At 71.6% G+C, this 11857-nt stretch carries 12 protein-coding genes and 1 pseudogene; 12 read left to right on the top strand and 1 reads right to left on the bottom strand.

What is annotated here, in order from left to right:
* Positions 1–360 (top strand): annotated as a pseudogene (locus AOK15_RS14900) (hypothetical protein); the annotation flags it as partial.
* Between the two features lie 46 nt (positions 361–406).
* Here the strand turns inward: AOK15_RS14900 and AOK15_RS14895 are convergent.
* Entirely contained in the window at positions 407–820 is a 414-nt protein-coding gene (locus AOK15_RS14895) for an organic hydroperoxide resistance protein (protein WP_055516810.1), read from the bottom strand.
* 129 nt (positions 821–949) lie between these two features.
* On the opposite strand from AOK15_RS14895, the gene AOK15_RS14890 reads away from it, so the two are divergent.
* From AOK15_RS14890 to AOK15_RS14840, 11 genes are all read left to right on the top strand, one after another.
* Positions 950–1441 carry a MarR family winged helix-turn-helix transcriptional regulator gene (locus AOK15_RS14890; RefSeq protein ID WP_055516808.1) on the top strand — a complete coding sequence of 164 codons (492 nt, stop codon included), beginning with the start codon at positions 950–952 and terminating at the stop codon, positions 1439–1441.
* A 240-nt stretch (positions 1442–1681) separates the two neighbouring features.
* Positions 1682–2959 carry a glycosyltransferase family 87 protein gene (locus tag AOK15_RS14885; protein ID WP_079058494.1) on the top strand — a complete coding sequence of 426 codons (1278 nt, stop codon included), beginning with the start codon at positions 1682–1684 and terminating at the stop codon, positions 2957–2959.
* Positions 2960–3000: 41 nt separating this feature from the next.
* A complete protein-coding gene (locus AOK15_RS14880; RefSeq protein WP_055516807.1) occupies positions 3001–4593 on the top strand; it encodes a glycosyltransferase family 2 protein in 1593 nt (530 codons plus the stop codon).
* Positions 4594–4687: 94 nt separating this feature from the next.
* Complete coding sequence (galE, locus tag AOK15_RS14875; RefSeq protein WP_055516805.1) at positions 4688–5659, top strand: UDP-glucose 4-epimerase GalE; 972 nt, start codon at positions 4688–4690, stop codon at positions 5657–5659.
* 185 nt (positions 5660–5844) lie between these two features.
* Positions 5845–6279 carry a DUF6507 family protein gene (locus AOK15_RS14870; protein WP_055516803.1) on the top strand — a complete coding sequence of 145 codons (435 nt, stop codon included), beginning with the start codon at positions 5845–5847 and terminating at the stop codon, positions 6277–6279.
* Positions 6276–8534, top strand: a complete 2259-nt coding sequence (locus AOK15_RS46790) for a hypothetical protein (protein WP_240508437.1) — start codon at positions 6276–6278, stop codon at positions 8532–8534. The genes AOK15_RS14870 and AOK15_RS46790 overlap by 4 nt, the downstream gene beginning before the upstream one ends.
* Entirely contained in the window at positions 8515–9174 is a 660-nt protein-coding gene (locus AOK15_RS14860) for a pentapeptide repeat-containing protein (RefSeq protein WP_055516801.1), read from the top strand. The genes AOK15_RS46790 and AOK15_RS14860 overlap by 20 nt, the downstream gene beginning before the upstream one ends.
* 79 nt (positions 9175–9253) lie before the next feature.
* Positions 9254–9637, top strand: a complete 384-nt coding sequence (locus AOK15_RS14855; RefSeq protein ID WP_240508436.1) for a toxin-antitoxin system YwqK family antitoxin — start codon at positions 9254–9256, stop codon at positions 9635–9637.
* Positions 9638–9924: 287 nt separating this feature from the next.
* Positions 9925–10362 carry a hypothetical protein gene (locus AOK15_RS14850; RefSeq protein ID WP_338059904.1) on the top strand — a complete coding sequence of 146 codons (438 nt, stop codon included), beginning with the start codon at positions 9925–9927 and terminating at the stop codon, positions 10360–10362.
* Between the two features lie 8 nt (positions 10363–10370).
* Positions 10371–11321: an ADP-ribosylglycohydrolase family protein gene (locus AOK15_RS14845; protein WP_055516795.1), complete on the top strand. Its 951-nt coding sequence runs from the start codon at positions 10371–10373 to the stop codon at positions 11319–11321.
* Between the two features lie 70 nt (positions 11322–11391).
* Positions 11392–11799, top strand: a complete 408-nt coding sequence (locus tag AOK15_RS14840; protein WP_055516793.1) for a cytidine/deoxycytidylate deaminase family protein — start codon at positions 11392–11394, stop codon at positions 11797–11799.
* The last annotated feature ends 58 nt before the right edge of the window (positions 11800–11857 follow it).

Here is an 11857-nt window from a genome sequence, read left to right as displayed (position 1 = left end):
GCCCGCGCCCACATGCCGCGCTGGCCGGCGTACGCGTGGGCGGCGCGGCATGTGGGCGCGGGCGAGGTGCTGATCGCCGACGGGTACTTCGCGGGGCACGCGATGGCCGGGTACGGGGTGAACATGGCGGCGCCCACCTGGCCCGATCCGGCGCTGGACGAGGCGGAGCGCGGGCGGCGGCACGCGGACGTCCGGGCGTATCTGGACCCGGCGGCCACGCGCGCGGAGCGCACGGAGATCGCCCGGCGGTACGGGGTGAGGTGGCTGCTGCTCACCCGGTGGCGCAAGGCGCCGGAGGAGGCGGTGGTCGTGGACTTCAGTCCGCGGACCGGGGAGGTGCTGGCGCGGATCGCTCCGTAGGGGTGGTGCGGGGCGATCCGCGCGCGCCGGGCCGCGCGGCGACGGGTTACTCGATGACGAGCTCGACCGGGATGTTGTTGCGCGTGGCGTTGGAGTAGGGGCAGACCTGGTGGGCCTGCTCGACGAGCTTGCGGCCGGTGGCCTCGTCGACGCTGTCGGGGAGCTCGACACGGAGGGTGGCCTTGAGGGCGAAGCCCTCGCCCTGCTTGCCTATGCCGACCTCGGCGGTCACCGCGGCCTCGCTGACGTCGACCTTGGCGGCGCGGCCGACCAGGCCGAGGGCGCTGGCGAAGCAGGCGGCGTAGCCCGCGGCGAACAGCTGCTCGGGGTTGGTGCCCTGGCCGTTGCCGCCCAGCTCCACCGGGAGGGCCAGGTCGAGGTCGAGCTTGCCGTCGTTGGTGACGGCGCGGCCCTCGCGGCCGTGGGTGGCGGTGGCGACAGCGGTGTAGAGCGCGTCCATGGGAAACCCGTCCCTTTCACAGTTCACGTCACGTCCGGCGGTCCGTCCGACCGCCGATCACGGCCCTAAGTAGAGCACACAATTCAATTGGACACAACTAAATGGTGGGCGGCGCGGTACTCTGGAGGTATGACCAGCGCCATCCCATTGCCCGAGGGGGTCTCCGAGGAGGAGTTCCTCCGCCTGGACCGGCAGATCTGCTTCTCCCTGCACGCCGCCTCGCGCGCCTTCAACGGCGTCTACCGGGTGGTCCTCAAGGAACTGGGGATCACCTATCCGCAGTACCTGGTGATGCTGGTGCTGTGGGAGCAGGGCGAGCTGCCCGTCAAGAAGCTCGGCGAGTATCTGCGGCTCGACTCCGGGACGCTGTCCCCGCTGCTGAAGCGCCTGGAGGCCGCCGGTCTCGTCCGGCGGGAGCGCAGCGCGCGCGACGAGCGGTCCGTCGAGGTGCGGCTGACCGAGGAGGGCACCGCCCTGCGGGAGCGCGCCCTGGCCGTGCCGCGCCGGATCGTCTCCGCGACGACGTTCGACGTCGACGAGATCCGCGATCTGCGCGACCGCCTGGACCGCCTCACGGCCGCCCTCGACGAGGCGGCACTCCAGGACCCCACGGCCCACTGACGCACCCTCCGCCGACGAGCACCCCGCCACCGGACACCGGAGGGGCCGCCGTCGGACGCCGGAGGGTCCGCCGACCGGCGCGGGCAGGCCACCGACCGGCGAGAAGGGACCTCCGACCGGCGAGAAGCGCCGCCTCCGGATGCCGGCATACTGCCCATAGGTCTGGTCTTGACCGCTCTTGGTGGTCTTCGACGGCGTATCGCCGCTTTTCCGGCTCTCGCGCGCCTTACGATCCGACCGATGAGACCTCTCACCGTCGGCTGGCTCGCCACCCGCGCCCTGATGCTGTGGCTGCTCGCGCACAACCACCTCGGCCCGCTCGGCGATGGCGGGGTCGCGCGCGAGGCACACCAGTTGTACGCCCGCTGGCACGGCGTCCTCGCGACCGGCACGTACCCGTCGGGGGACCGGCTGTGGCAGTACCCGCCGGGCGCGGGCCCGGTGCTCCTCTCCCCCGGGCTGCTGCCGGGGCTGACGTACTTCCAGGCGTTCGTGACCCTCACCCTCGCGGCGGACCTGGTCGTCATGGTGGCCCTCCTGCGCGCGGGTCGGCGCCCCGGACGCAGTCTGCGCGGCGCGGCCCTGTGGACGGCGGCCCTGCCGCTGCTGATGTTCCTGCCCCTGGTGCGCTACGACGTGCAGGCCACCGCCTTCGCCGTCGTCGCCCTGCTCGCCCTGTCGCGCTCCCCGCGCGCGTGCGGGGCATGGGCGGCGGCCGGCGCGCTGGTGAAGGTGTGGCCGGCGCTGACGCTGATCGGTATGCCGAGGGGTCGTACGACGCGGGAGGCGTGGACGGCGGCGGTGGTCACGGCGGGTGTGCTGCTGGGGGTGCTGGCCGCGCTGTTCAGGGATCCGTTCGACTTCCTGCGCCAGCAGGGCGGGCGGGGCGTGCAGATCGAGTCGCTGGGCGGCACGGCCCTGGGGCTCGCGCGCCGGGCGGGCTGGCCGGGGACCGTGCGCCATCGCTACGGCTCGCTGGAGTTCGTCGGGCCGTATGTGTCGTCGGTGGCCGCGGCCCTGCTGGGGCTCACCGTGCTGGCGCTCGGCGCGCTGCTGCTGTGGCGGACGCGGGCCCGCCGCTGGTCGCCGGCGACGCCGTACGACGCCGCCCTGGCCGCCGTGCTGCTGTTCACGGTGACCAGCCGGGTCATCAGCCCTCAGTACCTGGTGTGGCTGCTCGGCCTGGCCGCCGTGTGCCTGACCTCGCGGCACACCACCCAGCGGCCGGTGGCCGTCCTGCTCGTGGCGGCGACCGCCCTCACCACCGTGGTCTATCCGGTGCTCTACGGCGACGTGGTCGACTCCACCTGGCGGGGCTGTCTGCTGATGGTGGCGCGCAACGGACTGCTGGCGATCGCGGCGGGCCTGTCGTTCGCCCGGCTTTGGCGGGGTACCACCGAGAATCCCCACCCGGTCGGCACGAACGGCACCGACGATCCGACGGAATCCCACACGTCCGAACGGAACCCCGACTCCACGCGGGCCATCTTCCCCACGGGGCCACGAAGTCCCTCTTAAGGGAAGATTGCACACAAACCTCTCATAGGTCCGGGGCAACCATGCTTCTTCAGCAGGCGCAGGTCACCGTCGTCGTCATCGGGTACGACGACGCCGCTCATGTGGCGGACGCGGTGCGCTCGGCGCTCGCCCAGGGGCCGGTCGTCCACGAGGTGATCGCGGTCGACGACTGCTCGACGGACGGCAGCGGCGACCTGCTGGAGGAACTGGCCGCCGCCGAACCCCGGCTGAGGGTCGTCCGGCGCCGGACCAACAGCGGCGGCTGTGGCACCCCGCGCAACGACGGCCTCGACGCCGCGACCGCCCCGTACGTGATGTTCCTGGACAGCGACGACGTCCTGCCGCCGGGTGCCGTGACCGCGCTGCTGGACGCGGCCGTGGAGGACGACGCGCCGGTGGCGGCCGGACTGTGCGTCCGCAGGGAGCTGCCCTCGGGGCGCGAGACGCCCTGGCAGCCCGAGGTGTACGCCCGGCGCGCGCTGGTCACCCATCCGGCGCGGCGCGAGCGCCTCGTCCACGACACGCTCTGCGTCAACAAGCTGTACCGGACCACCTTCCTGCGCGACCACGGCATCCGCTTCCCCGAGGGGCGCTTCCGGTACGAGGACTTCGTGTTCGTCGCGCGCGTGCTGGCCGCCGGGCCGCGCGTCGCGCTCGTCCCCGATCCCGTGTACGTGTGGCAGGTCCGCCGTTCGGCGACCCGGCTCTCGCTCTCCCTCGACCGCTCCGACATCGCCAACTGGCAGGCCCGCATCCAGGCCGACCGGCTGTCGTACGACATCCTCCTCGGCGCCGGCGAGAAGGGTCTCGCGCGGGCCACCCGGACACGCTTCCTCGATCACTCGCTGCGCATGTACGCGCGCGAGCTGGACCTGCGCGGCGCGCACTACCGGCGCGAATGGTGGGGCCTCACCCGCGCGTACCTGAGGTGCTTCGACGAGGGCGACTTCACGCCGGCGCCCGCGCCGGGCCGGGTCGTCGCCCGGGTGATCCTCGCCGCCGAGGAACCGCGCGACCTGGGCCGCATCAAGGAGATGGCGGCCCGTCCGGCGCGGCTGAACCCGCCGTACGCGCGCGCGGGCGACGGCACGCCCGTCTGGTCGGCGGACCTGCCCCAGGTGGAGCTGGAGCACCTCCTCGTCCGCCCCGTGCACCTGCTGCCGGCCGCCGTCGACGCGGAACTGCGGCCCCGCGCGCGGGGCACCGTCCTCCGGCTGCGCCTGCACGAGCTGTACGGGCGGATGGCGGACGCGGGCCCCGAGACCGTGGAGGTGGAGTTCGTCGAGCGGGACGACGGCCGTGTGGGCCTCGCGCGCACGGTGCCCCTCACGGCCGGCCCCGGATCCGAGCACTGGGCGGCGGAGGTCCCGCTGGACCTGGCGGCGCTCGGCAGCGGCACCTGGGACGTGCGGCTGAGGCTGCTGTTCCAGAACGGCAGCCGACGCGAGACCACCGCCCACGCGGTCGCGGGCGCCGGACTGCTGCGCCGTCGCGCGCTCCCGAGCACCCGGCACGGAGTGCTCCTGGTGCAGCCGTACGCGACCCACGCGGGGGCGCTCGCGCTGCGGCTCGCGCCCGGCTGGCGTGGATTCACCGAGGTGATGCGCCGCCGCCTCAGGCGCCTGCTTCACTGATGACCGACCTGGTCGCACCCGCGCTGTCACCCGACGCGCGCGGCTTCACCCCTGGCAGGACCCCGCGGGTCCATCGACGAGAGGACAGTCGTCCATGACCTGGCTGATCACCGGTGGCGCCGGATACATCGGAGCCCATGTGGTGCGCGCGATGCTCGACGCGGGCGAGGAGGCCGTCGTCTACGACGACCTGTCCACGGGGATCGCCGAACGGGTGCCGGAGGGTGTGCCGTTGGAGGTCGGCTCGACCCTCGACGGGGAGCGTCTGGCGCGGGTGATCCGCGGCCACGGCGTCACCGGCGTCGTGCACCTCGCGGCGAAGAAGCAGGTCGGCGAGTCCGTCGAACGGCCCCTGCACTACTACCGGGAGAACGTCGAGGGCCTGCGCACCCTGCTCGGCGCCGTCACGGACGCCGGTGTCCCGTCGTTCGTGTTCTCGTCCTCGGCGGCCGTGTACGGCATGCCCGACGTGGACCTGGTCACGGAGGACACGCCCTGCGCGCCGATGAGCCCGTACGGCGAGACGAAGCTGGTCGGGGAGTGGCTGGTGCGGGCCACGAGCCGGGCGACGGGCCTGTCGACGGCGTCGCTGCGCTACTTCAACGTCGCCGGGGCGGCGGCGCCCGCCCTGGCCGACACCGGTGTGTTCAACCTCGTCCCCATGGTGTTCGAGAAGCTCACCGAGGCGGCCGCGCCGCGGATCTTCGGCGCCGACTACCCCACCCCCGACGGCACCTGCGTCCGCGACTACATCCACGTCGTCGACCTGGCCGAGGCCCATGTGGCCACCGCCCGGCGGCTGCGGGAGGCCCCCGGCACCGACCTCACCCTCAACATCGGCCGCGGCGAGGGCGTCTCGGTACGGGAGATGATCGACCGGATCACCGCCCACACCGGCCACACCCTGTCCCCGGTCGTCGTGGACCGGCGTCCGGGCGACCCCGCCCGCGTCGTCGCCTCGGCGGACCGCATCGCCACCGAACTGGGCTGGAAGGCCCGCCACGGAGTCGACGAGATGATCGCCTCCGCCTGGGAGGGCTGGGGGCACCACCACCCTGCCAGGTGAGGGTGGTGTCCGTGGCCGTGAGGTACCTCACCGCATTGACGTTGCGCTCGTAACCGCCCCTTTGGTACCAACGATTGACGTGCGCGCCCGTGCGACGGCCGTGAAGTCCCGCTCCGTGGTGGGAACCGAACGGTGCCGGTTGCGCGTGTGTACTGAGGGAAGCGAACGTTACGGGGGTAACGACGATGCCGGCTTGGGACATCGATCCGGTCAATGTGCAGAGCACGCTGAACTCGACCGGTGAGGCGGCGGGCGGTCTGGAGAAGGCCGCCAACTCACTGGTGACGAACATGGCGAGCGCGGCCGAGTCGGCCGGGACGGCCGTGCCCGGCGGGCAGTTCAGCGGCCCCATGATCGGACCGGTCGCCGCCGGCACCCCGCGCGTGCCGGTCGGCCCGGTGGCGGCGGCGCTGAGCAAGTACCTGGAGGAACGGCAGAACAAGCTGGCGTTCATGGCGCAGCGGACCATCGACTCCGTGCAGGGCGCCGCCAAGGCCACCAACGCGTACGTCACCGGTGACCTGGACATGGCCGCCCAGCACCAGGCCAACGCGCTCAAGGCGACGGTGGTGCCCCCGCCGCCCGGCGTCGGTGGCGACGGCGGGCAGGGGCCGAAGTGAGCGACGACATCCCCGTCATCCCGGAGGAGGTCCCCGAGTTCACCGGCAACCTGGAGCTGCTGGACCAGCACATCAGCGGCATCCGGTCGGCCGGGACCTCGCTGAAGGACTCGGGTTCGGCGATCGACACCCGCTTCGGCGGTCTGTCCGCGTACTACAAGGCGCCGGAGGCGGACCAGCTGTTCGCGACGACCGCCCCGGTCGCGGCGAAGGGCGAGGAGTTCTCCACCGAGCTGGGGACCGTGGCCTCCGCCCTCGACGACTACGCGGCGGCGGTCGGCCCGCTCAAGCAGAAGTTCGAGCAGCTCCGCCGGGACGCCATCGCCTTCCGCGAGAAGATCGCGGACGATGACGAGTGGCGTGCCGACGGTGATCTCGTCGAGGAGAACAACAACCGCCGTTCCGACGTCAACGCCGCCTACGCCGCGTTCCAGGCGGCCGAACGCGACTGCTACAACAAGATCGTCGCGCTGGTGGGCGGGGAGCCGCTGGTCGTCAACGACGGCTCGAACAAAGAGAACATGTACGGCTACCGGGGCGAGGACCTCGACCACGCCGGCGGACTGCCCTGGGGCGACCCGGTGGAGGAGTCCAACCCCTGGTACTACATCCACGAACACGTCTGGGACTTCGCCGTCGGCTTCGTCGTCGACGGCGTCTGGGGCACCATCAAGGGCCTGGGCACCCTCGTCGGCTTCAACGGCTGGGACGCCGCCGGGCAGGCCTGGACCGGCCTGGGCAAACTCCTGACCGGCATCGCGATCACCGCGACACCGCTGGGCGCCGCGTACTGGCTCACCCCGGCCGACAAACTGCCCTCCTGGCTGCGCGACTCCCGCACCGCCGTCGTCGAGACCGGCAAGGCACTGATCGCCTACGACGAATGGGGCAAGAACCCCTCCCGCGCGGCCGGAGCGGTCACCTTCAACGTCGTCACCACCATCTTCACCGGCGGAACCGGCGGCGCCGTCTCCGGCGCCGGCAAAGCCGGCGCCATCGCCAAGGCGATCTCCTTCGCCGGCAAGGCCGGCAGGATCGTCGACCCGATGACCTACATCACCAAGGGCGTAGGCGCGACCGCGGTGAAGATCAGCGACGTCATGGCGAGCCTGCGCGGCATCACCGACGGCACCCACATCCGCCTCGGCGAAGGCACCTACCGCATCGCCGACACCCCGAACCTCGCCGACGACCTCCCATCGGGGCTGAACCCCGAGAACAGCGTCCGCATGGAAACCCCCAAGGGCGAGGTCGTCTACCTCGACACCAAAACCCTGATCATGCACAACGCCGACGGCACCGTGCGCGAGTCCTTGGACGGCATCAAGCACGAAGGGACGGCGGCGGAGCGGGGCACCGACGTCCACCAGCAGCAGCCCGAGCTGGTGGGGGCGGGCGCGAGGACGAGCGACGGTGCGGGGGGAGTGGGGCGGGTCGGGGACAACGGTCTGCCGTCCGCCACCCATGAGACGCCCAGCGGCACCGGCGGGTCCCACGGCACCGGTCACACCGAGACAGCGAGCGGCGGGCGCACGGAGAACCCCGGTGGCGGCCACACGGAGAACGCGGGTGGCGGCCACCACACCGAGACGTCCTCGGGTGGGCACGGTGGAACGGGTGGCGGGCACGGTGGCACGCCCGGTGGCGGCCACCACGAGACTCCGACGGGCGGCCACGGCGACACCCCGCACGACGGCGGTGGGTCGCCCCGTGATCCTTCGGAGGGGACGACGGCACCGGAGCGGGTCAACGAGCCACGGCCGGAGCTCTCGCCCGAGGAGAAGGCGGCGCACTGGGGCCACCTCGACGACGTCGAAGCCCGGAGCCCCGAGGAGTTCGACCACCTCCAGCGGGACCCCGACAAGAACGGCGGCATCTCCGAGCCGTCCAAGGACGAGGCCCGGGTGGGCCTCGACCTCAGCGAACAGGGCCGTCTCCCGGATGACATCCAGCGTCCCACGGAGGCGGACCGTGGCGAGTTCTACTCACCGAGCACGGGGCGGTACTACGACATCAAGGGCGTCCATTCCGACTGGCCTCCCTTCAACAACGTGCGCGACAAATCCCAGCCGTTCAAGGGGGCTTACAACCCGGCGAACAACGGCCGCTGGGTGAAGAAGCTGTCGGAGCAGATCGTCGAGAAGCAGCGCATCGTTATCCTTGACATGCGGAATGCGAATCAGGCGGCGATCGACGACATCAAGTCCATCGTCGAGAAGAACGGCTGGGAAGACGATGTCATCTGGTACCCGTAAAAACTGGGCGCCCCGCGCGTTTCCCACGGACCCTCGGGCAACGACCCGTCTGCGGGAATGGCTGGAGTCCGGGGCAGAGGGGAAGCTCGACGTCGTCGGGCTCGATCTGAGCGACGCCGATCTGTCCGGTGGAGACTTCTCAGAATCCTGGTTCAGCGACTCGAATCTCCGCAACGCGAAACTGGTGGGGGCGGAGTTCTACCGCTCGGACGCGGAAGGCGCCGATTTCTCCGGAGCCGATCTGACGCAGGCGTCACTGGTGCGCGGAAACTTCGACGACGCCGTCTTCCGTGGAGCCGTTCTCGACGGTGCGGACATGGTCAAGGCCTCGTTCTACGACGTCGACGCCTCCGGCGCGTCCCTGCGCGGAGCGCGCATCATGGGCGCCTCACTGGTCGACGTCGATCTCCGTGGCGCGGACCTCTCCCATGCCGTTCTCCGGGAGAACTCCTTCAAGGTGACGGTCGATCACCGCACAAAGGTCGAGGGGCTTTCGGGAACCGTCTTCGGCCCGGTGCAGGTGATCGACGACCAGGCCCTGAGGCATGAGATCGGCGGCACGGAACTGGAGCGCTGGGTGCGCGAACGCGGCGGTTCCATCGAGGTGCTTCCCCTCGCCGACGGACAGCGCGAGACATAGAACGAGATCCCCACCGTATGGCTCACGATGTGGACAGCCTGCACGGCAGGTTCACGGGCACCCCGCCGACCGATGCCAATTGGATCCCGCAATAACTCCAGTACCGCGAATCGACATCGACGACCCCGAGGCCGATATGGATGACGAGCAACGTCTGCTGTATCGGGGGCGCCCCTTCACCGGCGAAGTCGAAGAGCGCTCAGGCGGTGTTGTCATCAGTCTGGACTCGTACGTCGACGGCCTCCAGGACGGTCCCAGCCGCGAGTGGTACCAGGACGGCACCCTTCGTTCCGAGGCGACGGTACGCAAGGGGAGCCCGGTCGGATTCGCCGGGGAATGGCACCCCAACGGCACGCTCGCCTCGGAACAGGTGTTCGCCGAGAACGGCCTGACCATGCTGCAGGACTTTCACTGGGACGAGAACGGGCAGCCCACCAAGACCTGGCGCAAGGAATCTGAATGACCCTTCCGGGCATCGGCGTCGATGGCTCCGAGGCGCGTTCCGACCACGGAGAGCGCGGAACTCTCGGGACGGGGTTCTGAGTGATGTCGACGCTCCTCCGCTCTCCGAGAGAGTGCGCGTCATGGACGTGGGATCTCGAAGAGCACGTGCCCCCGGGCCTGGCATCCGCGCTGTCCGTCGCCGCTCGGATGTCCGCCGTTCTGCGTGAAAGCGAGCTCCTTGCACCCGAAAGCCTCGAATGGGACTGGATCGTGGACGGCAGCGGCGGCACGGGGCTCATCACTCGCATGTCGCTCCTGGGGCCGATCGACGACGAGGAGGTACCCCTGCGCGTCGCACGGAGCCGCCCCGTGGGCTTCCCCGACGCCCAGGTCGGGAGCGTCCTCGTCGTGGGTTCCGGGACCTGGATCGACGCGAGGGGGGAGAAGCGCGCGGAACACCGACTGGTCGAGTTGACGGTGGCGCCCGATGCCCCCGGGTTCTGGGCGGAACTGGCCGTCTTCCATGACATCTGGGGCCCCTTCGACTTCCGTGGCCTGCGACATCCGGAGGTCGAGCAGCAGAACGCCCCGCGCCTCGCGGTGGCCCTCCGAGCGCTCGACGCACTGTTGGGCGTCACCGCCGAGCCGGGCGAACCCACGTACTTCGGCCGCGCCGAGGGCCACGGCATCAAGCCCCCCGACCTCGTCGACGGCCGGGGCCCCGACGTGACCGACCTCCTGTGAGCGAGCCCATGTACAACGGAACGACCGTCGACCCGCAACGCGCCCTCGGCACGGTGCTCGGCTCCGCCGTGGGCGACGCCTTGGGCGCCCCCTTCGAATTCGGGCCCGAAGGGGCCTTCTCAGCCCGCTTCCCGGCGGCGGGGTGCGGCGGTGAGATGTGCGGGGGCGGCGGCTGGGACCCGGGGGAAGCGACCGACGACACACAGATGACCGTGCTCGTCGCGGAGTCGCTCGTCGAGCGCGGCGGGCTCGACCTGCCCGACGTGTTCCGGCGGTTCCAGCGGTGGGCCGCCGCCGACCCCAAGGACATCGGGCTCCAGACCGAGGACGTCCTCACCGGCGGCGAGTCCTGGGACCGTGCCGCCGCCGCCCACTTCGAGGTCAACCTCCGGGCCGCCGGCAACGGCGCGCTGATGCGGGCGTCCACCTCCGCCGTGTACTTCGCGCGGCAGGGGCGGACGGCGACGATGGACGCCGGACGGCGGCTGTCCGCGCTCACGCACGGGGACCCGGCGGCGTGGGAGGGCACCGCCGTCCTCCACGAACTGGTGCGGGTCGCGCTGGGCGGGGGCGACCCGCTCGCCGCCCTGCCCGCGGCGTTGGACGAGGTGCCCGTCGCGCACCGGCCCCGGTACGCCATCGTCCTCGCCCCTGACTGGCACCCCGACCTGGCCACCGAGTTCAACGGTGCCGTCTGGCCCTGCCTCGGCTCCGCCGTGTGGGCGGTGCGCACCACCGGCTCGTACGAGGGCGCCGTACGGGCAGCCGTCGACCTCGGCGGTGACACGGACACCGTCGCCGCGGTGACTGGAGCGCTCGCGGGCGCGGTGTACGGCGTCGACGGCATCCCCCAGCGATGGCTCGACGCGCTCCACGTGCCGCTGCCGGGGTTCGACGGGCGGGTGCTGCGCGCTCCGGAGCTGGCAGCGCTCACCCGGCGGCTGACCGTACAGCTGTGAAAATCCGCTTGCCCGGACTCGCCACTCGGGTCAAGGTCGTCGGCAGCCGAGGGAGGCGGAGGAGAAGACCATGCGGACCGACGACATCGACCACGCGCTCATCGAGGCGGCGGCGCACGTCGCCCGCACCCGTTGTCAGGGCGACAACCACACCATGGCCGCGGCGGCCCGCGCCCGGGACGGGCGGATCGTCACCGCGGTGAACGCCTACCACTTCACCGGCGGCCCCTGCGCCGAGCTGGTCCTCATCGGGGCGGCGGCCTCCCAGGGCGCCTACGAGCTGGACACGATCGTCGCCGTCGGGGACCGGGACCGAGGGGTCGTGCCCCCGTGCGGCCGGTGCCGTCAGGTCCTGCTCGACTACTTCCCCACGCTCAAGGTCATCGTCGGCCAGGCCGACCGCCTCCGCGCCGTCCCCATCACCGCCCTGCTCCCGGAGAGCTACATCTGGGCCGACCACCAGCTCGACACCGACTAGCCCCGGCCGTTGCCCGAGCGGCCGCGGAGGGCCCCCGACCCAGGCCAACCCACCGGCC

It is taken from the genome of Streptomyces ossamyceticus, assembly GCF_001418475.1.
GTDB classification, from domain to species: domain Bacteria; phylum Actinomycetota; class Actinomycetes; order Streptomycetales; family Streptomycetaceae; genus Streptomyces; species Streptomyces ossamyceticus.
This window is presented reverse-complemented; position numbering and strand designations above follow the sequence as displayed.

Coding starts and splice junctions, on each gene's coding strand:
- AOK15_RS14860 (WP_055516801.1), top strand. CDS start 8,515: ATGTCATCTGGTACCCGTAAAAACTGGGCGCCCCGCGCGTTTCCCACG.
- AOK15_RS14880 (WP_055516807.1), top strand. CDS start 3,001: ATGCTTCTTCAGCAGGCGCAGGTCACCGTCGTCGTCATCGGGTACGAC.
- AOK15_RS14840 (WP_055516793.1), top strand. CDS start 11,392: ATGCGGACCGACGACATCGACCACGCGCTCATCGAGGCGGCGGCGCAC.
- AOK15_RS14890 (WP_055516808.1), top strand. CDS start 950: ATGACCAGCGCCATCCCATTGCCCGAGGGGGTCTCCGAGGAGGAGTTC.
- AOK15_RS14850 (WP_338059904.1), top strand. CDS start 9,925: ATGTCGCTCCTGGGGCCGATCGACGACGAGGAGGTACCCCTGCGCGTC.
- galE (WP_055516805.1), top strand. CDS start 4,688: ATGACCTGGCTGATCACCGGTGGCGCCGGATACATCGGAGCCCATGTG.
- AOK15_RS14870 (WP_055516803.1), top strand. CDS start 5,845: ATGCCGGCTTGGGACATCGATCCGGTCAATGTGCAGAGCACGCTGAAC.
- AOK15_RS14885 (WP_079058494.1), top strand. CDS start 1,682: ATGAGACCTCTCACCGTCGGCTGGCTCGCCACCCGCGCCCTGATGCTG.
- AOK15_RS14845 (WP_055516795.1), top strand. CDS start 10,371: ATGTACAACGGAACGACCGTCGACCCGCAACGCGCCCTCGGCACGGTG.
- AOK15_RS14895 (WP_055516810.1), bottom strand. CDS start 820: ATGGACGCGCTCTACACCGCTGTCGCCACCGCCACCCACGGCCGCGAG.